Genomic DNA, 21,775 nt, shown 5'->3' with positions numbered 1-21,775 from the left:
CTCTCTCCCCCCGTACACCTCCTGAAATGACTCTGGCCGACGAACTCAGCAATCCCACCCCCGCAAAGCTCCAGGTGCAAAACGTCTCCAAGATCTATCACGGAGCACGTCAGACCGTCCACGCCCTGCAGGACATCAATCTCCAGGTGGCCGAGGGGGAGTTTGTCTGCCTCCTCGGCGCCAGCGGCTGCGGCAAAAGCACTTTGCTCAACCTCATCGCCGGCCTGGAGTCCCCCACCTCCGGCGCCATCCTCGCAGACGGCCAGCCCGTCACCGGGCCCGGCCGCCAGCGCATGGTCATGTTTCAGGAGCACGCCCTCTTCCCCTGGCTCGATGTCATCAGCAACGTCCTCTTCGGCCTCAACCTCAAGCCCGGCCTCAGCGATGATGACCGCAAGCAGCTTGCCATGTTCTACCTGAAGCTGGTAGGCCTGGAAAACTTCGCCCATGCCAACATCCACGAGCTCTCCGGCGGCATGAAGCAGCGCGTCGCCCTCGCACGCGCCCTCGCCCCCAATCCCCGCGTCCTCCTCATGGACGAGCCCTTTGCCGCGCTCGACGCCATGACCCGCGAGCAGCTCTACGCCGACCTGCAGGACATCCAGCAAAAGCGCTGCAAGACCGTCGTCTTCGTCACCCACAACGTGCGCGAGGCCGTCTGCCTCGGAGACCGCGTCCTCCTCTTCAGCCCCCGTCCCGGCCGCATCCAGGCCGAGTACGTCGTCAAGCTCCCGCGTCAGCGCGACATCAATGACGTCGCCGTCGCCCAGATCGCCAGCGCCATCACCACCGAACTCAAAAAACACTCCTCCCACTCCCTCGCATGACCCGTGTGCTGCGCCCCCTGGCCTTCTTCGCCGTACTCATCGTCCTCTGGGAGGCCGCCTCCCGCGCCGGGTGGTGGTCCCCCGTGCTCGTGCCCTCCCCGCTCTCCATCGGGCAGTACCTGCTCGCCTCCCTGGCGGACGGCACGCTCCTCGCCGCAGGCCTCGTCACCCTCACGCGCCTCGGCATCGGCTACCTCATCGGCCTGCTGCTCGGCATCCCCCTCGGGCTGCTCACCGCGCGCTTCCGCTTTGCGGCAGACACCCTCGGCGTGCTCGCCCTCGGCCTGCAGACGCTGCCCAGCGTCTGCTGGGTGCCCCTCTCCCTGCTCTGGTTTGGGCAGACGGAGACCGCCATGCTCTTCATCGTCGTCATGGGCACGCTCTGGGCCGTCCTGCTCGCCACGGACCACGGCATCCGCCAGATCCCGCCCATCTACCGCCGCGCCGCCACCACCATGGGCTCCAGTGGCTTTCACCTCCTGTGGCACGTGCTGCTGCCCGCCAGCCTGCCCCACCTCGTCAGCGGCATGAAGCAGGGCTGGGCCTTCGCCTGGCGCTCCCTCATGGCCGCGGAGATCTACGTCACCGTCCTCACCGGCTTCGGCCTCGGCCACCTCCTGCATTATGGCCGCGAGCTCCAGGCCATGGACCAGGTGGCCGCCATCATGCTCGTCATCCTCATCGTCGGCTTCCTCGCGGACAAGGCCCTCTTCAGCCCCTGGGAGCGCTTTCTGCGCAAGCGCTGGGGCCTCTCCTAGCCCGCCGCACGCACCCGCATGCCGCTCTTCTTCCTCCTCACCTGCGCCGCCAGCCTGGGAGTCTCCTTCTTCTGCTCCCTCACGGAGGCCGTCCTCCTCAGCCTCAATCCCCTGGACCTGAGGCTGCAGGAGAAAAAAGGCGTGCTCCACGCCGCGCGCTGGCTCGCGCTGAAGAACCGCATCGAGCACCCCATCTCCGCCATCCTTGCCTTCAACACCCTGGCAAACACCGGACTCGCCACCCTCGCAGGCGCGCTCTTCACCGGCCTCTACGGCGCAGACTGGCTCTGGCTCTTCTCCATCGTCATGAGCGCCGCCGTCCTCTTTGGCGGCGAGATGGCCCCCAAGATCCTCGGCGTGCACCAGCCCGCGCGCTACGCCCCGCGCCTCATCCGCCCGCTCTCCTGGATGATCTTCCTCTGCCACCCGCTCATCCTCCTCATGGAAAAATTCTGCGAGCGGCTCAAGGCGGGCTCCAGGGACCACCGCAGCCAGAGCGACCACATCATGGACATCATCACGCTCGTGCAGTCCGCGCGCGCAGAGCAGCTCCTCCACAGCCATGAGGAGATCATCATGATCCATGCCGCCACGCTCAGCGCACGCCGCATCAAGACCGCCATGGTGCCACGCTCCGCCGTCAAAATCTTCGACACCCGCCTCACCCTCCACGAGAACGTCCGGGCCCTCGGCCCCAAGCTCCACCGCAGCTACCCCGTCAGCCCCACCGGCAGCGCAGACCGCATCACCGGCTACATCCGCGTACGCGAGCTCTTCCAGCACAATCTCTCCCAGCCCGGCGCCGCCTGGACGCACCTCATCCGCCCCGTGCTCCACATCAGCAGCATGGCCTCCCTCACGCAGCTTCTGACCCTCTTCCTCGAGCAGCACGAGATCGCCTCCCTCGTCGATGACGCCTCCGGGCAAATGACCGGCTGGGTGACCATGGACGACGTCATGAAAGTCCTCATGGGCGCGCGCGTCTAGCCGCGCCCCCTCGCCTCCCTGCGGCGCAAAAAAACTCCAAATCTCTACTGGACAAGGATGATTTAAACATCTAATACCATCCTAATTAGATAGGGATTAAAAGCAGGCCGCGCCTTCATCGCCGTCCGCCGCCCACTCCCTGCCGATCCGACACACGGAAGGTCCCACCGCCAGCACACCGCCTCCTGATCCCCCATTCACCGGAAAGGGCGCGGCCACCTCTCCCCCACAGGATCATCTTCATGCAGCCCTCACACACCGCCCCCTTCCCCCCGGAGCCGCACAGCCTCCGGCCCGCGTGTTGACGCCCCTTTGAAGAAGCCGCACCCCCGGCCCGCGTGACCCCGCCGCCCCGGCGCAGGTCCGCAGCCACCACCGATCCGTTTTCACGGAAGGACTCCGCCACCATGCCCTGACACGCCGATCTCAAAGACGAAGGCGGCGGGCACACCCGAGCCCCCACGGCCTCACCGCCCCATGTTTGCCCCGAAAAAAACACTCCCCTCCCCCGGCCACCTCGCGCCCCTGCTCGCCCTCGCCCTCTTTGCCTCCCCCCTGCGCGCCACCGACGGCGTCTGGACCAATGCCACCGGCAACGCCAACTGGAGCGCCACCACCAGCTGGTCCGGCGGTATCATCGCCAGCGGCACAGACGCCATCGCAGACTTCAGCACGCTCGACATCACCGCCGCGCGCACCATCACCGTCAACGCCAGCTACACCGTCGGCGCGCTGAAGTTTGCCGACACCACCGCCTCCCACAACTGGACGCTCGCCAGCAGCAGCACCTTTGCGCTCACGCTCGAGACCTCCACCGGCGTCGCACCCACCATCACCGTGGCCAATCAGATCCTCGTGCTCTCCGCCAGGCTCGCGGGCACCCAGGGCTTCACCCTCTCCGGCGGCGGCGCCCTCCGCCTCACCAGCACCGCCAGCACCATCACCGGCGGCATCACCCTGCTCTCCGGCTCGGAGCTGCAGTTCGCCTCCGGCGCGCTCGGCACCAACACGGTGTACTTCAAGGAAAACGCCACCCTCACCTGGAACGGCGCCCAGTCGCAGGACGTCTCCGCGCAGATCAGGATCGAGGACGGCGTCACCGCCACGCTCGCCACCGGGGCCAACAACGTCACGCTCGCCACCGCCCTGCAGACCGGCGCGCTCGGCACCGCCGCGCTCACCAAGACAGGCTCCGGCACGCTCACCCTCACCGCCGCCAACACCTACACCGGCCTCACCAAGATCAGCGTCGGCCGCATCGCCCTCGCCGGCGGGGACAACCGCCTCGCCACCACCGGCGCCATCAGTCTGGGGCAAGGGGCCAACAGCGGCGTGCTCCAGCTCGGAGACGCCACCGGCGCCAGCAATCAGACCACCACCTCCATCGCCACCGTCGGCACCGGCACCACCAACGCCATCGTCGGCGGCAGCACCAGCGTCTCCACCCTCACCGTCAGCAACTCCGCAGCCGTCACCTTTGCCGGCCTGCTCGGCGGTGCGGGAGCCAATGAGAACAACCTCGCCCTCGTCAAGACCGGCACGGCGCTGCTCACCCTCAGCAACACCGCAAACACCTTCACCGGCGGCGTCACCCTCAGCGCAGGCACGCTCAATTTCTCCGCAGGCGCGCTCGGCAGCGGCACCGTCACCTACGCCGCCGCCTCCAGCCTGCAATGGGCCACCGGAAACACCAGCGACGTCTCCGCGCAGATCAGGATCAACGACGGCGTCATCGCCACCCTCGACACCAATGGCAACAACGTCACCCTCGCCACCGCCTTCCAGACCGGCACGCTCGGCACCGCCGCGCTCACCAAAGGCGGCGCAGGCACCCTCACCCTCACCGCCGCCAACACCTACACCGGCAACACCCGCATCAACAACGGCCGCCTCATCCTCACCGGCGGGGACGGCCGCCTCTCCTCCGCCACCGCGCTCCAGTTTGGCAGCGGTGCCAACAGCGGCGTGCTCCAGCTCGGAGACGCCTCCGGCGCCAGCAATCAGACCGTCACCGGCCTCTCCCTCACCGGCAACGCCATCACCAGCCTCTCCAACGCCATCGTCGGCGGCAGCAGCGCCATCTCCACCCTCACTGTCAGCAACACCGCCGCCGTCACCTGGGCGCAGATGCTCGGCGGCAGCGGCACCAATGAAAACAACCTGGCGCTGGTCAAAAGCGGCACCGGCACCCTCACCCTCTCCGGCACCTCCAGCACCTTTGCCGGAAACGTCACCGTCACCGCCGGCATCCTCTCCATCACCCGCGCAGGCGCGCTCGGCACCGGGGCCAAGACGCTCACCGTCAGCGGCGGCGCCACCGCCGCCACCCTGAGGCTCGACGGCAGCAGCGCAGACATCAGCCTCGGCTCCGCCTTCAGCCTCAGCCTGGGCAATGACACCCCCGGCGCAGCCGCCCTCCTCAGCTCCGCAGGCAGCAATCTCATCTCCGGCAGCATCGCCGCAGGCGGTGCCAGCGGCAGCCGCATCCGCGTCACCGCCGGCTCCCTCACGCTCAACGGGGCCATCACCGCCGCCGCCACCGCCGCAGGCCCCGTGAATGTGACCTTTGACGTCGCCACCAGTGGCAGCGCCAATGGCATCATCTCAGACCACGGCGGCACCGTCCTCAGCCTCACCAAGGAAGGTACCGGCACCTGGGCGCTCACCGCCGCAAACACCTACACCGGAGCCACCACCGTCAGCGCCGGGCAGCTCACCCTCACCACCGCGCAGACCGGCGGCGGAGCCATCACCGTGGCAGACGGCGCAGCCCTCGGCCTCACCCTCGCCGCAGCCGGGCAGACCCTGCACACCTCCGCGCTCACCCTCGGCACCAGCACCGGCTCCACGCTGTACTTCAATCTCGGCAGCTTCAGCAACCCCGCCGCCGCACTCATCGCCACCACCGCCTTCAGCACCGGCGGCACCACCGCGCTGAACATCTCCGGCACCGGCCTCGGCGTCGGCGTCTTCGACCTCATCACCTACACCGGCCCCCTCGGCGGCGCAGGCTTTGGCGGCCTCACCCTCGGCAGCCTGCCCGCGCGCGTCACCGCCAGCCTCGTCAACAACACCGCCGCCTCCAAAGTCCAGCTCAGCATCAGCGCCTTCGACGTCCCCAAGTGGACCGGCGCCCTCAGCAGCGACTGGGACGTCAATGACGGCACCGACCCCGCCACCGGCTCCGGCACCGTCAACTGGAAGGAAACCACCAGCGGCACCGCCACCCGCTACCTGCAGTTTGTCGGCGTGGTGGACAGCGTCCGCTTTGACGACAGCGCCACCGGCTCCACCAGCGTGAACCTCACCACCCAGCTCAGCCCCAGCTCCATCCTGGTGGAAAATACCACCAAAAACTACACCTTCACCGGCACCGGCTACCTCAGCGGCGCCACCACCCTCCTCAAGCAGGGCGCCGGCAGCCTCACCATCGCCAACAGCGGCTTCAACGACTTCACCGGCACCACCACCCTCAGCGCCGGCACCCTCATCCTCGGAGACGGCGTCACCGCAGGCGTCGGCACCTACGGCAGCGGAGCCATCGTCAACAACGCCGCCCTCGTGCTGAACCGCCCCGAGGACTTCTTCTTTGCCAACACCCTCAGCGGCGGCGGCACCCTCACCCAGCAGGGCGCGGGCACCGCCATCCTCTCAGGCAACAACGCCGCCTTCACCGGCACCATCACCGTCAGCGCCGGCACGCTCAAGCTCGGCAGCGCCAGCGCCCTCGGAGACACCACCGGCGGCACCCTCGTCTCCGCAGGCGCAGCCCTCGACGTCACCGGCTACACCTCCGTCGCCGAAAGCATCCGGCTCAGCGGCGGCACGCTCAAAGTCACCAGCGCCACCACCAACAGGATCACCGCCGCACTCACCCTCAGCGGCGGCGGTACGGTCGATGCCGCCAGCGCCTCCGCCCTCACCCTCGGCGGCGGCATCACCGGCTCCGGCGGCCTGCTCAAAACCGGCCTCGGCACCCTCATCCTCACCGCAGACAGCAGCTACACCGGCGGCACCACCATCACCCAGGGCGTGCTCCAGGTCGGCTCCACGATCGCCACCGCCACCGGCTCCCTCGGCAGCGGAGACATCTCCCTCAATGCCGACGGCACAGACACCGCCACCCTCAACATCCGCCGCTCAGACACCGCCCTCGTCATCGCCAGCAGCATCCTCACCACCGCAGGCACCGGCACCAACGCCGTCATCATCGACAACGGCGTCGCAGGCGTCGTCACCTTCAGCGGTGCCAACACCTTCACCGGCAATGTCACCATCAACACCGGCACCCTCGTCATCACCGGCAGCAGCGCCCTCGGCAGCGGAGCCAAGACCATCCGCGTCGCCGGTGGCAGCATCCCCAGCCTGCAGCTCGACGGCTCCTCGGGAAACATCACCCTGGGCAGCAATCTCAGCTTTGCCCTCAGCAGCGACGGCTCCGTCAACACCGCAGGCGCCATCTCCAGCGTCGCGGGAGACAACGTCATCAACGGCACCCTCTCGCAGATCAACGGCGGCGGTGGCAATGCCCGCATCACCGTCTCCTCCGGCACGCTGACGATCAATGGCGGCATCGACGCCAGCGGCGCCACAGGAAACCGCACCATCCTCCTCGGCGGCGCGGCCACCGGCATCGTCAACGGCATCATCAGCGACTACAACCCCGCCGCCACCTCCCTCGTCGGCGTCACCAAGGACGGCTCCGGCACCTGGACGCTCACAGGGGCCAACACCTTCACCGGCGCCGTCACCGTCAGCGCAGGCACGCTCAGGATCGGCAGCCTCTCCGCCACCGGCACCGCACAGCCGCTCGGCAGCGCCAGCAGCGCCGTGCTCATCGGTGCCGCCACCACCTCCGGCACGCTGGAGTACACCGGCGGCGCAGACGCCACCCTCGCACGCGCCATCACCGTCAACGGCGCAGGCGGCGGCATCATCAGAAACAGCGGCGGCGCCGTGCTCACCCTCGGCGGCACCCTCACCCGCGTCACCAACCGCGCCCTCACCTTCAGCGGCGGCGCCTTCATCATCACCGGCCAGCTCGCAGGCACCGCCTCCGTCAGCAACATCGACGGCGCCACCGTCACCCTCGCCAACACCACCAACAGCTTCCTCGGCATCACCTACGTCTTCAACGGCGGCACCCTCAGAAACGGAGCCAGCGAAGTGCTCACAGACGCCAGCAGCCTCGTCCTCGGAGAGGCCGCCGGCAACACCGGCGGCACCTACGACCTCAACGGCTTCAATGAAACCATTGCCGGCCTCAGCAGCGCAGGCACAGGCGTCAAGACCATCATCAACAGCGCCGCCTCCGGCACCTCCACCCTCACCATCAGCGGAGCAGGCGCCTATGACGGCGTCATTCAGGACGGAGCCACCGCCCACACCGCCCTGACCAAAGGCGGCACCGGCACCCTCACCCTCAGCGGCACGGAGACCTACACCGGCAAGACCACCGTCAGCGGCGGCACGCTGGCCCTCGCAGGCACAGCTTCCATCCAATCCTCCGCCTGGGTGCAGGTGAATGCCGGAGCCACGCTGGATGTGTCCGCCCTGGCCAGCCCCTACACGCAAAGCGGCAGCACCGCCCTCAGCGGCGGCGGCACCATCACCGGCCCTGTCGTCGTCAGCGGCGGCGCGCTCATCAGCGCAGGCACCAGTTCCAGCGCCAGCAACATCGCCACCGCAGGCGACGGCTTCGGCATCCTCACCATCCATGGAGACCTCACCCTCGCAGGCGGCGCCACCGCCCTGCAGCCCCGCGCCCTCTTCCAGATCGGGGCCGCCACCGGCAACGCCGTGGACCCCACCCTCAGCGCCAACGTCCTCGCCTACGCCAGCACCCTTTCCACCAGCGTGGACACCCTCCTCATTTCCGGCGCGCTCACCCTCAATGCCGGCAGCGTGCTCCAGGTCGCCCTCAGCGGCTACACCCCCGTCTATGGCGATGTCTTCAATCTCCTCGACTGGTCCTCCGTCAGCCTCAACGGCTTCGATCTCAGCACCGACCTCGCCCTCCCCACGCTGGCAGACTCCTCCCTGCAGTGGAACACCGACCTCTTCGCCAGCGCAGGCCTCCTCTACATCACCGCCAGCGTGCCCGAGCCCTCACGCGCCCTCCTTGCCGCACTCGGCCTCGCCGCCCTCACCCTGCGCCGCCGCCGCACCGGCACGCGCCGTGTGTGAAAACCTGCGGTGAAAAAAGCGCAGCAGCAGCCGCCCTAGCCGAAGTTCTTGTGCGAGCCGTCGCAGCGGGGGAATATTTTCGAGTGGCCGCAGATGCAGTCATGCATGCCCTTGCCCGCCAGGATGCGCGGCGTGCAGGCCACGATGCGGGAGGCCCGTGTGGCTGGCTGCTTCGCCGCGTTGAAGTGCAGCAGGTAGGCACGCCGTCGGCCCGGCGTCAGCGCGGCAAAGGCCTCCCCCAGCGCCGGGTCTTGGTTCAGCGCCGTCTCCAGCTCTTCCGGCATCGGCTCCTCTGTCGTCTGATACACCGGCTTCACGCCCGCCTGTTCCTTTTCCACCGCCTCCAGCAGCAGCCGCCGCACCTCCGCCTCATGCGCCTTGATCTCCTTCACGCTCGTGAACGGAATGTACCGCCCCGCCTGCGTGTGCTCCCCGGGCCTCTGCAGCAGCCCCTGGGGATCCTGCAGCAGGCAGCCATTGACGAACATGAGCCTGCAGTGGGCCTTGAAGCCGCCGATGAGGGCGATGTTGGCACCCTCATGAGTGTAGCAGGGCTGCCCCCATTTCAGCTCCTCGGTGAGGCCGGTGCCGAGCAGGATGCGCCGCAGCGCCTTCATCTCCGCCTGCCACGCCTTGGCGCTGGAGATGTGGGCATCGATGGCGGGGTTGGTCTTCTTCATGGAGGGGAATGAAGCAGTCTATTCCTGCGTGTCGGGCAGTCGATCAGCAAAAGGATAGGGAAGGAAAATTGAGCCGTCGATGAGGAAGCCTCTTTTGCGTATGACATCGCCTGTGGCGGCGGCGAGTCATGGACGTTGCCATGCGCTGAGGGACGGGCGGGCTGTCGCCACACCCATCCTACGACCGTGCATGCGACGCCCGATTTGGAACTCCACAGTTTGGGAAGAAGGTTTCAGCACATGGGATCATTTCTGCGTGCTCGCTGGGACAGCCGATGGTTCAGGCTGGGGTGTGGACCCGATGCTACCGCTGTAAATGTGGGCGGGGATGAAGGCGCTCAGGAGCCAGAGGCCTGTCATGATGAAGATGCAGAACAGTCCAACAAGGCCCACCCAGCGACGCGGAAAGAACGACCACACATCAGGAGGCACCATGGGCAGGCACATGCTGTCATATGCCACAACTCCTGCCATGACCGGGTCGCGATCATCGGGGGCTTCGCTGGCACCATCGTTGAAATCGTGCTCAGCTTTAAGCTCAGCGAAGATCTGCTCCTGACGCATCTTGAGCTCCGCTTCGGTATCCTGATGGCGGAAAGCCATGATCCAGAAGGTGATGGCGAAGGGCAGCAGGAGGGCGAGGCCTGCAAAGAAGGTGATGAGCTTTGGGGCGAGCATGGTCTATGCGTGGTTTGGGAACGAGGGAGGATGTGGAAGCGCTGGCCGACAGGCAGGAGTGCCTGTCGTACTCCAGAGGAGTCACTTCTTGGGCTCTTCTTTCTTCTTCGGCTCTTCATTCCCCGCCTCCGCTGTCACCGGCTTGCGCACCTGAAACTGCGTCTCCTTCCCCAGGTTCTTCGTCACCGTGGCGGGGTACTCCCACGCGGCTTTGTCGGGCGCGTAGATGATCGTGCGCGTGCGCATCGCGGCCATCGCCGCAGCCTGCGGCAGGTCCAGGTATTTGAGCACGTTCAGCATCGCGGGTCCCACCGCCTTCGGGTCTCCCGCCACGGTGCCGTTGTGCGTCAGCGGCATGTCGTGCAGGTCCAGGCGTTTGATGCCGTCTTCAAACAGCGAGGCATACAGCGCGTCCACCGCCATCTCGCGGTGCGCCTGCAGCCACAGCGGCGTCTCGCCAAAGCCCGGGATGGCGCGCAGCGTCTGCACGCTGCGGCGTATGTCCCACACGCGCATGCCGTCCAGCGTCTGGCCCAGCAGGTAAAAGCGGCGCAGGCGCTGCGTCTGCGCCTTCTCGCTGCCGCTCCACGCCGTGGGGCCCACACCACGCGGGCAGAGGTAGGCCATGCCCCACTTGAAGCTGGTGAACATCTTCTTCTCCTGCTCAAACGCCGCATCGTCCTTCGGCGCTCCGGGAAAGACCTCGATCAGCTTGCCAAAGCGGCTGTGGTACGTGGCGCAAAATTCATCCCAGCCCTCCTCATCCAGCACATTCAGCGCCACCAGCTCCAGGTCCTCGGCACGCAGCCCGTCGCGGTGCACGATGTAGAGGCGCAGCCGGAACGGGGACTGGCTCTCAAAGTCATACGCCGTCATGCGCACCCCGTCCATCTCCGCGCTGCTCTCCTTCTGCGGATTCACCGAGGCGATGTCCTTCGGCCAGCCTGCAAAGACCTTGTCCTTCAGCGCGCTCATCCACGCCTCGTTCTGCTTTTCCCAGTCGGCCGCATTCGTCGCGGGCGCGGGGGCCTTGGCCATCGGCACAAACGTCTCGTCGGCCCTGGTGTTGATCTCGTCCTTAGGGATCTCCTTGAAAACACGCAGCTCGGTGGGCTCGATCGTTTTCTTCGCCCCTTCATCGATCACGGCCATCGTGTCCGCTCCCTTGAGGAACCGCTCAAACCAGTGAAACGCCCCGATGTTCAGCGGCTGCAGGTCTTTGTGCGGACCTTCCGCCACCTGCAGGCCGATGTTCCCCTCCTTGCCCAGCAGCGCGTACAGCCTGCGCACGTTCTGGTAGATGCGGAACACGCCGTCGATGGGGAAGATGCTGTCCTTGTCCGTGTTCACGATCAGCAGCGGGCGCGGTGCCGCCAGGGCCACCATGCGCTCAAAGTCCCAGCGGTACGTGTTCACAAAGAACATGCAGTCACAGTGCCCCTCCACGCAGCCGTCGATCACCTGGTTCTGCATGTCCGTCACGCCCGCTGTGGGCGCGCTGGCCTTGATGCGCTCATCCAGCGCGGTGATCCACCACGAGTACGCCCCGCCGCCGCTGCGGCCTGTCACGCCAAAGCGCGTCTTGTCCACCTCCGGGCGCGTCTCCAGGTAGTCCAGCGCGCGGATGCAGCTCCACGCCTCCAGCCCGGCGGGCGTGTAGCCGCGTGAAAACCACCACCACCGCCCCTTGCTGTACGTGCCGTGGTGCTCCCCGCGGATCTCTCCCAGCTGCACGGTGTCGATGATCAGGCAGGCGTAGCCGTGCCGCGCATACCACACCCCGTGGTGCTCGTAGCCGGTTTTGTTGCCCAGGCTCACGCCCTCCTTCACCACATTCGCGTGGCCGCACACATACAGGATGGTGGGCAGCGGCTTCTCCACCTTGGCAGGCAGGTAGAGGTTGGCCGTCACGTACAGCCCCGGCATGGACTGAAAGTGCATCTTCTCCACCACGTAGCCCTCCCCCTTCACCTCGCCCGTCTTAGTGGGGTGCAGCGGCGTTTTTTCAGGCAGCGGGTCCAGGCCCAGCATCTCAAACAGCTCGCGCCGGTACTCCGGTGCCTTCCCCTCCCAGTCCGCCGCCGTCTGGATCTTCGCCAGCCCGTTCTCCGCCGCGATCTCCCGCGTCTGCTCCGCAAAGTAGCGGCCGATCAGCCTGTTTCCCGGCGTGTCCGGCGTCTTTTCAGGGTAAGGCGAAGCCGCAATGACGAGCGATGGCAGCAGGCAGAGGAGCAGTGAAGTGCGCATGAGATGGGATGACACCCAAAACGGACCCCGATGGCAAGAGTGATCCGAGTTTCGTGCGGAACGAAAAAACGACAGAAAAACTTAAAACAATGGTTGCATAAAAACTGATTGGTCTATATTCGCGGCCCCTGTTTTTCACACCTGCTCGGGTGGCGGAATTGGTATACGCGCAAGACTAAGGATCTTGTGCCGAAAGGCTTAAGGGTTCGAGTCCCTTCCCGAGCACCACTCTTTGAAGTACAAAGAGTCACCAGAGGCAGGGTACAGCCCGCAAAAAGCACGGCTTCACTCACCTGCATCCGCACGGCGCGTCAGCTCGCGCGCCTCGCGCAGCGTGGTGTCCGGCGGCACTGCCAGCACGCTCCTCTTTGCCACGCCGATGCGCTGGGAGAGGTAGATGCCCGAGTGCCCGCTGAAGAAGTAGGAGACAAAGCAGGCCACCGCAAAGTAGATGGCGTAGTGCGCACCGAAGAGCTCGATGCCCATCACCGTGCACGCCAGCGGCGTGTTTGCCGCACCGGCAAAGAGCGCGATGAAGCCCAGCGCCGCAAACAGCGCCACCGGCTCCTGCATCACGCTCCCCAGCACATGGCCCAGCGTGGAGCCGATGAAGAACAGCGGCGTCACCTCGCCGCCCTTGAAGCCGCTGGCCAGCGTCACCGAGGTGAAGAGCGTCTTCCACAGCCAGCTCAGCGGCGTGGCCCCGCCCTCCTGAAACGAGGTGACGATGGACACCTGCCCCCCGGGCGGCGGCGTCACTCCCAGCCCGAGATAGTCCCGCGTGCCGAGCACATGCACCAGGGCGATGACCCCCAGCGCCCCCAGCGCAGGCCGCAGCGGCGCATACGGCACCACTTTGGCAAAGCCGCGCTGCAGCCGGTGCGTCAGCTCAGAGAAAAAACGCCCGCCCAGCCCGAAGGCGATGCCCGCCAGCGCGGTCTTCAGCAGCAGCACCGCGTCAAAGCTCGCATGCGTGCCCGCCGTGGGGGCCACATCCAGATGATACACCGTGTGGTGCACGCCCCACGCGGAGCACGTCGCGTCTCCCACCACGCTGGCCACCAGCACCGGGATCAGCGCATCATGCTGCACACGCCCGATCACCAGCACCTCCATCGCAAAGATGGCCCCCGTCAGCGGGGTGCCAAACACCGCGCCAAAACCGGCCGCGATGCCGCACATCAGCATCAGCCGGCGGTTCTCATGCGCCACGCGCAGCCACCGCGCCAGCAGCGCCGCCAGGCTGCCGCCCATCTGCACCGCCGTGCCTTCGCGCCCGGCCGAGCCGCCAAACAGGTGCGTCACCAGCGTGCCCAGCAGCACCAGCGGCGCCATGCGCGCCGGCACTCCGCCGCCCGGCTGGTGGATTTCGTCAATCAGCAGGTTGTTTCCCTTGTCCGATCCCTTGCCCAGGTAGTGGTAAAGAAAGCCCACCGCCACCCCGCCCAGCGGCAGCAGCCACAGCAGCCCCGGGTGCTGCCACTGCGCCTCCGTCACCCTTTCCAGCGACCACAGGAAAAACGCGCTCGCAGAGCCCGCCAGCAGCGCCACCGGCAGGGCCAGCAGAGTCCAGCGCAGCAGGTGCGCAAGATCAGAGAGCAGCGAGGAGCGGGAGGACGGCATTCAGGTTTGGTGTGCATGCTAGGCAGGAAACACCCGCACGCCAGCGCCAGCCGCACTGGCTGCAGTCAGTAGCCCCCCTGCCCTCTTTCGGCCGCAGGCCTCACGCTGGCTTCCCACCCGCCAGCACCAGCAGGCCGCACAGGATCAGCCCCGCCCCTGCCGCGATGCGCCACGTGAAAGGCTCCCCCAGCAGCAGCACCGAAAGCGTCAGCGTCACCAGGATGCTTCCCTTGTCCACCAGCGACACAAACGACACCGTCCCTTCATGCATGGCGCGGTAGTAGCAGATCCAGGAGAGCGTGGTGGTCACGGCTGAGAGCGCCAGCAGGCCGATGGGCCGCCAGCCCGCCTGCTGCAGCGTGGCCGCCGCCTTCTCCAGGCCCGTCCACATGGCGGTGTTCAGCATGATGAAGGCAAACACAAACACCGTGCGCACCGCCAGCCCGAGGTCCGCCCCCAGCACCTTCAGCCCCGCCTTGGCAATGACGGAGGTGAGCCCCGCAAACAGCGCGGCGGCAAAGGCGTACATTTTCCAGCGTTCCATGATCTTCGGCGGGCGGAGGGTGAGCCACGCACCTTCCACGCTTCGTCCCGCCAAGGCAAAAGCCTTCTCAGCCTTCTTCAGCTTTCGCAGCCGCCCCCTCTTTCACGGCTGGAAGCTGCGCAGGCGGCCTGTCGCCGGATCGATCTGCACCGTCACAAAATTCCTCAGCCGCGGCTCGCGGAGCTGCGCGTCCTTTTCGTGCAGGGTGAGAAACCACGGCTTCGTGGGCTGCAGCGCCGGGCTGCCGTCCGAGTGAAAGCGCAGCGCAATGTACCGCCCGTAGATGTCCGTGCTGCTGTCCTGAAAGCCGAGGTCCATGATGGACGAGCGCACGCTGTCCGTGCTGATCTCGATCTCCTGGTCCAGGCTGGTGATGGCCCCCACGGGCTCAAACACGCTCGCCGGCGTGGCTCCGCCGCCGCTGTCGTCCTCCGGCGGGCGCAGGGTCAGGATGCGCAGCTTCCGCAGCGTGGAGCGCCCGCCCGCGAGGTCTTCCGCCTCGTAAAAGCGCAGCTCGGCGTCCGTGTTGAACAGGATGGCCAGCGACTGCGCCTCCAGCAGCCGGTTCTGCACCGCGTCTGCGGCGGTGCGCAGGCGCGCCGCAGCGGCCATGCCCGCGATGTACGGCGCGCTCAGCACGGCGGCCACGGTGAGGATGGCCACCACCACGATGATTTCGACAAGGCTGAAGCCGTGCCGGCGGCTCCTGACGGAAGGGTAGATCATAAGAGTGTCTGGTAGGTTTCAGTAGGTGCGCGAGTCCCAGCGCGCGTTGCGCAGCGGCACGGTGCTGGAAAAGACGGTGCAGTTCAGCCGCTTCCGCTCCAGCCACGCCTCCAGGCGGGCCAGGTCGGCGTCATGCTGGCTGGCGTCGGTGAAAGGGGCGTCCGCCTCGGAGAGGTAGTCCGGCGCAGACTGCCCGTACTCCTGCGCCCAACGGGCGGCGGAGGTTTCATCCAGCGCCACCATCGTCACCACGACCAGCGGCGGCAGCAGGTGCTGGGTGCCCTGCGCCACGCTGCCTGCGGCATCCACCGTGACCTTGTCCACCGCCGGCGTGCTGTTGTCCACATCCAGCGAGTTGTACGTGTAGTTTGGCGCGATCCACCAGGCCGGCTTCTTGGCGGCGGTTGCAGCCTCTGCCGCGACGCGCGGGGAGAGCACCAGCAGCAGGATGTTTTCCGCCACCGTGCGGGTGGCCGGTTCCAGATCCTGCCGGAACCAGTCCGCCGGGTGCGTGTAGATGGTGTTTCCCTGAAACGGCGCCGCCTGCTCTGCCGGCGGGCGGTACTCCACCAGCCGGAAGCGGTGGCGCACGGGGATCTCGTAGTCCGCGAGAAAGGGCGGGCGGTTGGTGCTGTCGTCGCCAAACTGGATGGCGTAGCCGCGTGCGTTCAGCAGGCTGCCGAGCGCGTTCTGGTCGTTCGTCAGCCCCAGCGGTGCCTGAAAGAAGGTGGCATGTCCTGGTGTGCTGGCGCGCGTGGCCTTGCCGCCCAGCAGCACGCTGGCGGCGCCGGTCTGAAACTGCAGCTCTGAAAAGCGGATGTAGGCGCTCGGCGGCGTCACCGTCGTCCCGCCCGGCGGCTGGTTGCTCCCGCTGCCTTTGTAGTAGTAGTCCCAGTAGGGGTTCAGCGTGGCCTGGGAGAGCGTCTTGGTGATCAGCTCAAACGCCTGCCTCGCCTCGCGAAACTGCTGCGTCTTGTTGTGCACTCCCGTGACCGAGCGCCGCACCGAGTCCAGCGCCGAGACGCACACGATCATCAGCAGCGTCAGCAGCAGCATGGACGCCATCAGCTCCACCAGCGTGAAGCCCCGCGCTCCGCGTGCGATGTACGGTGACGCCTTCATTTGCCGCTGACCGTGCTGACGTTTCCGGTGCTGGCGACCACGTAGGAGTACAGCTTGTAGCTCGCCGGGTCCGCCTGCGTGAAGTCAAAGTCCGCCGCCGCCGTCTGCTTCAGCTTCATCGTCACCCGGCGCAGAAAGGCGTCGTGGCTGCCCGTGTTCCCGGGGATCTGCACATCGGACACAGGCGCCCCCACCTCCGCCACAAAGGCGATGCTGTCCTTGCTGCGCCCTGCGGGGTCCACCGGCACGGCGTAGGCGTCAAAGTAGTAGCGCAGCGTCTGCCTGCTGGCGGCCGTCTGCGACTGGTCCAGCGCGCCGAGGATGTGCTGGGAGATGCGCGACGCCGCGGTGATCTCCCCCGCCGTGCGCACGTTGTTCACCCCATGCGGCAGCAGGCTCATGATCGTGGTGATGCCAAAGGCGGCGATGCCGAGCGCCAGCGTGACCTCCACCAGGGAGAAGCCCCGGCGGCGTGTGCGGAATGAAGGAGGCAGGATTTTCATGGTCGTTGTTTTTTGGGTTTGAAGAATGGGGGCGCTCAGTTGCCAAACTTGCGCTTCTCCAGCACGCGGTACTGGTAGTGGTTGTCCAGGCTGTCAGGAGAGCCCGTGGTGGCGTTGGTAAAGTCCGGCAGGTCCGCCTGCGCTGGGTCCAGAAAGCGGTCGATCACCGCAGAGCCCCGGTACTCGCTCTCAAAGGTGTCTGCCTCCGTGATGGTGTTCGCTGGCGAGGAGCGCGCCTTGCGGATGATCTGCGCGATGTAGTGCACCCGGTAGGTGTTTGACCGCGTGGTGAGCCGTGGGTACAGGTTCGTGTAGGGCCGCTCGCGCGTGTTGTCCCCCGTCAGGCGGCGCTCCGCCCAGAAATTCTTCATCTGCGTGTGGTCGCTCACATCCTTGTCCGGCACCAGGTGCACGTCGCAGATCTCGCTGGCGCTCAGAAAGACCTTCCCCCCGGTGAAGCGCTGCTCAAACTGCGCCAGCGTCTTCTCCGCGTCGATGCCGTAGTGCCAGCGCTTGCCCTCGGCCGTGGTCCAGAAGGTGTTCTGGTCCGTGGAGCTGGGAAAGACCTTGTAGCTCGGCGCGTCCGTGGTGGGCACCGCCGTGATGCGCTCGCTCGCGAGCACCGCATGCAGTCCGCTGGCACGCCTGATATTGGTAAATGGCAGGATTTGGTAGTTCAGGTTGATCTTGCCTGCCGTGGAGAAGGGCTCGCTGATGGCGTAGGGCTCCACCACGGGCATCCAGAAATACTCCAGCAGCAGGTGGTCCGGCGGGCTGCTGCCGCCGAGCCTGGCCGGGCCGCCGGGGTGGTCCTGCTGCGGGCGGAAAAGCAGCGTGCGCCAGGGCTTGCCGGACTTCACGCCCGTGGGCAGTGAGCCCAGCGCCCCCGGAGAGGCGATCAGGCGGTTCGGCGTGAAGAAGACGCCGTCCACCGTGGTGTGCTGGTTGGACTCGCTCAGGTAGGGCACGCCGTTCACCACGTTGTTCACGTTCCCCTCGTCCGGCTTGTTGATGTAGGCGCCGTCGCGCGCCGGGCCCGGGCCGTTGTCAAAATCGCCGTAGAGCTGCGCGGCCGCGGTGGCCTCGCTGAAGTAGGGCAGGTCCGGGACGCGGCTCACGGGATACGTGGCCCCCGCCTTGGTCGGCGCCAGCCGGCTGCCAATGTCTGACTTCGTGCCGTAGTCGTAGCCTGGGTGCTGGTTGGACACGAAATTGCTGAAGCTGTGCGCCAGCCTGCGCTGCCCGTAGTAGCGGTGCGGCTGCCACTGCGAGGCATCCACCACATTCATTGCCGCAGTGAGCCGGTAGTCCCCGTGCCTGACCGTCACCGTCTGCACCACGTCGCTGCCCTCGTCGATCTCCGCCTGCGCCACCGTGGCGGAGGTCTGCGGCTTGAAGAGGCGTGTGACGGAGTCCTCCGCATCAAAGCCGAAAAAGTACGCCCCGCGTGCGGCCTGCGAGCCGGAGCGCGCGGCCACGTTGTCGCGGAACATGCGCCCGCGGTCGCTCGCCGCGCTGTTTTTCGTCAGCGTGCTGTAGTGCGCGGACGCGTCAGACTTGATGGCGTTCACCTGCGCCTTCGTCAGGCTGAAGCCCACCGCGCCACGGCTGTAAAAAGTCCACCACGCAGGCGGCTCCAGCTTGTCTGCCGCGGCGTTCATGGCGCTGTTGGGCTGCCGCACCAGCGTGGGCGCCGCCACCGTGTTTGCCGGAAAGCCGGGCTGCAGCGTCTGCACCAGCTGCGCCTGCGTGTCCCCGCTCACGGGGATGCGCCCCAGGTGCCCGCTGTAGATCTCGATCGTGAGATCCGCCTGCGAGATGTTCATCGGCTTGGAGCCGTCGCGGCCCACGTCGATGTCCACAAAGCCGCTCAGCAGGTTGTAGTTCAGCACGCTCGTTTCATCCCCGGCGGAGGAGGCCGGCTTCACCTTCCAGTCCGCATTGCCCCAGTTGTTGTCCGCAGGCATCGGCGCGCGGGACACCGCCTCGCGTCCGCGCAGCACCCCCTTTAGCCCGATGCCGTGGCCCCCCGTCATCTGGCTGCCGTTGTTGGTCGCGCGGCGTCCGGTGTACAGCAGCTCCGTGTCATTCGGAAAGAGCTGCTGCCCGTTCACGCGGAATTTCTTCAGCCCGGAGACCTTCACGGTAAACTCCGGCTCCAGCAGCGTGTAGCCCGCCGCAGGCACAAAGAACTCCAGCAGCAGCCGCGACTGCACGCGCCGGATGCCCGGCTGCAGCGGTGTGTTTTTGTTGAGCTGAAAGTTCCAGTTCACCGGCTGGTAGCCCGGGTGCGCCGGGTCCGGGCCGTAGGGGTAGCCGCCGGTCTTCGGCCACGTCTTGGTGTCCGCCTTTTCACTGAAGAAAGGATTGGGCACCGGCGCAGGCGGAAAGTTCGAGTACCAGCGCGGCTGCGGCGTGGCGCCGTCCATCGTGGGTGCCGTGCGCCCGCCGGGCCTGCCCATGGTGGGATAGACCTCGGGGTAGGTGTTGGCAGGGTCGTCCGTGTTGTCCGCAGCGCAGATGAAGTGCAGGCCCACCTCCGTGATGGTGGGAAAGCGCCCGATGCCCTGATACACCTTGCCGCCCGTGCTCCACTGCGAAGGCGTCACCTGCCCGTGCCCCGGGTACCCCAGCGCCTCCACCAGGCCGGCGTCGTTCGTGTCCGGGCTGTCAGGGTCCGCGCGGAAAAAGCGCGGGTCCGTGAAGGTCTTGAACTGAAACGTGCGCGAAGAGCCGCTCGCGTAGCCCAGCAGGTAGTTCTGCGTGGCATCCACCCCCGGCGTGATCACCTTCGGGTCCTGCACGATGTTGCCGTCGTGCAGGTTGATGCTCCGCACGTAGTCAAAGATCTCCACCAGGATCTGCTGCAGGTCATCGCCATACTTCGCCTTGAAGTTCTGGCTCGGCACCGCCGCAAAGCCGGGCATCGGGTTTTGCAGCAGGTTGTAGAGGTAGTTCAGCAGCGCCTGGTTTTCCGGACGCTGGATGTCCTGCGTCGTGGAGTCCGCGTTCCCGCGCTGAAAGATGTATTTGCGCAGCCCGCCGCTCCCGCTCTGCCTCAGCGTGGAGCAGAAGGCGATGAGCTGGTCAAACGACGTGCCGTAGTCCGTGCCGCGATAATTGACAGGCCACAGCGCGATCTTTGGCAGCCCGTGCAGGTTCAGCTCCGGCGCGCGGCTCTGCGCCGTGAGAAAGAAGCCCTTGCGCTGCAGCACATCACGCGCCTGCACCCCCAGGCCAAAGTTGTTCTCCGTGCGGTCCTCCTGCAGCAGGTACTCGTCCAGGCTGGCGTACAGCCTCTCCTTGCGGAAGGAGGCCAGTTTGATCTGCGCGATGCCGCTGTCCTGGTAGGAAATGGTGCCGCTCACGGAGCCGCCCGTGCCGATCTTCGGCGTCAGGCGGTAGATCACATCCTTGTCCGGCGGCGTCAGCGTCTTGCCGGGAAAGAGGACCGGGCTCAGCGCCGTGGTGGCCGGGTGGCCGGGGTAGCGCTGCAGCTCCCCGTTCACCGGCTGGTAGCGTGCATGCGCCGCATCCTCCTCATGGTAAAAGGTCGGCACCGCCCACGGCGTGGGCTCCGCCGCCGTGTTGATGTTCACCTTGCTCGTTTCATCGTCCGTCCAGAAGGCGATCCGGCCCACGATGGGATTCTCCGCCGTGGGCGAGACCGCGGCGATGAATTTGTTCTGCAGGTCCAGCGTCCCCAGTGTGCCGTCCTTCAGCAGGTACAGCCACTCCACCGGCATCGGCAGACGCTGCGCATCTCCTCCCGTGGTCTTCACACCGCTCACCGTGCGGCCATTCACCAGCTTGTCCGAATACGAGAAGCCCTTCACGCCATCCGTGCCGCCCGTCATCGCACGTGGGTCGATGATGGGAAAGTGCAGCACGCTGTTCCCAGCGCTGTCGATGCGGCGGATCGGCCGGTTCAGGTCCACATACCGCGCCTTCAGCTCCTGCCAGTTCGAGGGCGGCGTGTCATTCAGCAGCGAGACCTCCGCATCCGTGCCCGCCGGCACCACCATCTGCGTGCTCGAGTACAGCTTGTACGCCGCCAGCAGATCCCCCGAGGCATCGTGCTGGCGGATCAGGCCCGGCTGCGACGTCCACACCTCGCGCCCGATGTTTTGCGCCGCAGGCGTCGTCCCCTTGCGCAGCTGCGAGATCGCCACATCGATCGCCAGGTCACCAAACTGCCGCACCTGCTGGCCGCTGGCGTAGCGGCTGGCCCCCTTCAGCTCTGCGCCAGACATGGAATACACGGCCAGCATGAAGGTGAGCATGAGCGCCAGCATGAGCACGACCATGACGAGGGCCATGCCGCTGCGGCGCTGGGGAGAATTGGAAACAGTCGGGTGCATGAAAAAAAGGGGGGAAAGTCAGGGTGGGGTGCAGACAGCCGCCGCGGCAGGCGCAGGCGGCACCCTCCCCGGAGAAGCCAGGGAGTCAGAGGCCAGGGGCAGACGGGCGGCAGCAGGCCCCCGTCACAGCGTCATCTCAGCAGCATCCGCAGCAGCGGAGCATGTCCGTTGCACAGGCGGGGATGTGTGAGGCTGAAGTCTGGAGGTTTTTCATGAAGGTGTTCCGGGGAGTGGGCCGCCGCCTTTCCCCTGGGCAGGGATCAGGAGGCGGGATGCTTTGGGAAGGTCCTTCCGTTTGTCGGATCGGTGCTGACGCCGGCGGTTTGAAGCGCCGTTTAAATCATATCGTAACAGTATGTTATTAAACTTCTATACCCTACTTGTCCAGAAGGAATTTAAAACTTTTGTCCCCCTACGTACACCCGCCCTCCCAGAACAAACCCACCCCGCAGGAACTGCGCACCCCCCTCCGGCGGAGAGGGATCGTCCCGATCCCTCACGCTCCGCCACACCCAGGACTCCCCACCACCCCA

The 21,775-nt window shown here is 66.5% G+C and carries 13 protein-coding genes and 1 tRNA gene; 5 read left to right on the top strand and 9 right to left on the bottom strand.

Annotation, left to right across the window (positions count from 1 at the left end):
• Window positions 1-26: 26 nt before the first annotated feature.
• The 4 genes from ACZ5WW_RS00070 to ACZ5WW_RS00055 all read left to right on the top strand — a co-directional run bounded on the left by ACZ5WW_RS00070 (window position 27) and on the right by ACZ5WW_RS00055 (window position 8,758).
• Window positions 27-827, top strand: coding sequence for an ABC transporter ATP-binding protein (locus tag ACZ5WW_RS00070; protein ID WP_377171368.1), 801 nt, complete (start codon window positions 27-29; stop codon window positions 825-827).
• A complete protein-coding gene (locus ACZ5WW_RS00065; RefSeq protein ID WP_377171370.1) occupies window positions 824-1,585 on the top strand; it encodes an ABC transporter permease in 762 nt (253 codons plus the stop codon). Before ACZ5WW_RS00070 ends, ACZ5WW_RS00065 begins: the two co-directional genes overlap by 4 nt.
• Window positions 1,586-1,603: 18 nt before the next feature.
• Entirely contained in the window at window positions 1,604-2,572 is a 969-nt protein-coding gene (locus ACZ5WW_RS00060) for a CNNM domain-containing protein (protein ID WP_377171372.1), read from the top strand.
• A 477-nt stretch (window positions 2,573-3,049) separates the two neighbouring features.
• Window positions 3,050-8,758, top strand: a complete 5,709-nt coding sequence (locus tag ACZ5WW_RS00055) for a beta strand repeat-containing protein (protein ID WP_377171374.1) — start codon at window positions 3,050-3,052, stop codon at window positions 8,756-8,758.
• Between the two features lie 35 nt (window positions 8,759-8,793).
• On the opposite strand, the gene ACZ5WW_RS00050 is transcribed toward ACZ5WW_RS00055, so the two are convergent.
• The 3 genes from ACZ5WW_RS00050 to ACZ5WW_RS00040 all read right to left on the bottom strand — a co-directional run bounded on the left by ACZ5WW_RS00050 (window position 8,794) and on the right by ACZ5WW_RS00040 (window position 12,363).
• Window positions 8,794-9,438 (bottom strand): DUF1801 domain-containing protein, encoded by a 645-nt coding sequence (locus tag ACZ5WW_RS00050; RefSeq protein ID WP_377171376.1) that lies wholly within the window; start codon window positions 9,436-9,438, stop codon window positions 8,794-8,796.
• Between the two features lie 246 nt (window positions 9,439-9,684).
• A complete protein-coding gene (locus ACZ5WW_RS00045) occupies window positions 9,685-10,116 on the bottom strand; it encodes a hypothetical protein (RefSeq protein ID WP_377171378.1) in 432 nt (143 codons plus the stop codon).
• A gap of 81 nt (window positions 10,117-10,197) precedes the next feature.
• Window positions 10,198-12,363 carry an alpha/beta hydrolase family protein gene (locus ACZ5WW_RS00040; protein ID WP_377171380.1) on the bottom strand — a complete coding sequence of 722 codons (2,166 nt, stop codon included), beginning with the start codon at window positions 12,361-12,363 and terminating at the stop codon, window positions 10,198-10,200.
• Window positions 12,364-12,506: 143 nt separating this feature from the next.
• Between ACZ5WW_RS00040 and ACZ5WW_RS00035 the strand changes: the two genes are divergently transcribed.
• Window positions 12,507-12,591 (top strand) — tRNA-Leu (locus ACZ5WW_RS00035).
• Between the two features lie 57 nt (window positions 12,592-12,648).
• Here ACZ5WW_RS00035 and ACZ5WW_RS00030 read toward each other — a convergent pair.
• From ACZ5WW_RS00030 to vccA, 6 genes are all read right to left on the bottom strand, one after another.
• Entirely contained in the window at window positions 12,649-13,986 is a 1,338-nt protein-coding gene (locus ACZ5WW_RS00030) for a voltage-gated chloride channel family protein (RefSeq protein ID WP_377171382.1), read from the bottom strand.
• A 100-nt stretch (window positions 13,987-14,086) separates the two neighbouring features.
• The gene (locus ACZ5WW_RS00025; RefSeq protein ID WP_377171384.1) at window positions 14,087-14,530 is read right to left on the bottom strand and encodes an EamA family transporter; all 444 of its coding nucleotides are present in this window, start codon (window positions 14,528-14,530) and stop codon (window positions 14,087-14,089) included.
• 102 nt (window positions 14,531-14,632) lie between these two features.
• Complete coding sequence (vccD, locus tag ACZ5WW_RS00020; protein WP_377171386.1) at window positions 14,633-15,256, bottom strand: Verru_Chthon cassette protein D; 624 nt, start codon at window positions 15,254-15,256, stop codon at window positions 14,633-14,635.
• Between the two features lie 18 nt (window positions 15,257-15,274).
• The gene (gene vccC / locus ACZ5WW_RS00015) at window positions 15,275-16,378 is read right to left on the bottom strand and encodes a Verru_Chthon cassette protein C (RefSeq protein WP_377171388.1); all 1,104 of its coding nucleotides are present in this window, start codon (window positions 16,376-16,378) and stop codon (window positions 15,275-15,277) included.
• Window positions 16,375-16,881, bottom strand: coding sequence for a Verru_Chthon cassette protein B (vccB, locus tag ACZ5WW_RS00010; protein ID WP_377171390.1), 507 nt, complete (start codon window positions 16,879-16,881; stop codon window positions 16,375-16,377). Before vccB ends, vccC begins: the two co-directional genes overlap by 4 nt.
• A gap of 35 nt (window positions 16,882-16,916) precedes the next feature.
• Window positions 16,917-21,242, bottom strand: coding sequence for a Verru_Chthon cassette protein A (gene vccA, locus ACZ5WW_RS00005; RefSeq protein ID WP_377171393.1), 4,326 nt, complete (start codon window positions 21,240-21,242; stop codon window positions 16,917-16,919).
• Window positions 21,243-21,775 lie beyond the last annotated feature (533 nt).

Source organism: Prosthecobacter fluviatilis (assembly GCF_055388355.1).
Note: the sequence above shows the minus strand (reverse complement) of the source record. Positions and strands in the feature narration are given on the sequence as shown.

What these genes read in the sequence shown, in the direction of transcription:
- ACZ5WW_RS00030 (WP_377171382.1), bottom strand. Translation starts at nt 13,986, where the DNA reads ATGCCGTCCTCCCGCTCCTCGCTGCTCTCTGATCTTGCGCACCTGCTG.
- ACZ5WW_RS00070 (WP_377171368.1), top strand. Translation starts at nt 27, where the DNA reads ATGACTCTGGCCGACGAACTCAGCAATCCCACCCCCGCAAAGCTCCAG.
- vccB (WP_377171390.1), bottom strand. Translation starts at nt 16,881, where the DNA reads ATGAAAATCCTGCCTCCTTCATTCCGCACACGCCGCCGGGGCTTCTCC.
- vccC (WP_377171388.1), bottom strand. Translation starts at nt 16,378, where the DNA reads ATGAAGGCGTCACCGTACATCGCACGCGGAGCGCGGGGCTTCACGCTG.
- ACZ5WW_RS00025 (WP_377171384.1), bottom strand. Translation starts at nt 14,530, where the DNA reads ATGGAACGCTGGAAAATGTACGCCTTTGCCGCCGCGCTGTTTGCGGGG.
- ACZ5WW_RS00055 (WP_377171374.1), top strand. Translation starts at nt 3,050, where the DNA reads ATGTTTGCCCCGAAAAAAACACTCCCCTCCCCCGGCCACCTCGCGCCC.
- vccD (WP_377171386.1), bottom strand. Translation starts at nt 15,256, where the DNA reads ATGATCTACCCTTCCGTCAGGAGCCGCCGGCACGGCTTCAGCCTTGTC.
- ACZ5WW_RS00040 (WP_377171380.1), bottom strand. Translation starts at nt 12,363, where the DNA reads ATGCGCACTTCACTGCTCCTCTGCCTGCTGCCATCGCTCGTCATTGCG.
- ACZ5WW_RS00050 (WP_377171376.1), bottom strand. Translation starts at nt 9,438, where the DNA reads ATGAAGAAGACCAACCCCGCCATCGATGCCCACATCTCCAGCGCCAAG.
- ACZ5WW_RS00060 (WP_377171372.1), top strand. Translation starts at nt 1,604, where the DNA reads ATGCCGCTCTTCTTCCTCCTCACCTGCGCCGCCAGCCTGGGAGTCTCC.
- ACZ5WW_RS00045 (WP_377171378.1), bottom strand. Translation starts at nt 10,116, where the DNA reads ATGCTCGCCCCAAAGCTCATCACCTTCTTTGCAGGCCTCGCCCTCCTG.
- vccA (WP_377171393.1), bottom strand. Translation starts at nt 21,242, where the DNA reads ATGCACCCGACTGTTTCCAATTCTCCCCAGCGCCGCAGCGGCATGGCC.
- ACZ5WW_RS00065 (WP_377171370.1), top strand. Translation starts at nt 824, where the DNA reads ATGACCCGTGTGCTGCGCCCCCTGGCCTTCTTCGCCGTACTCATCGTC.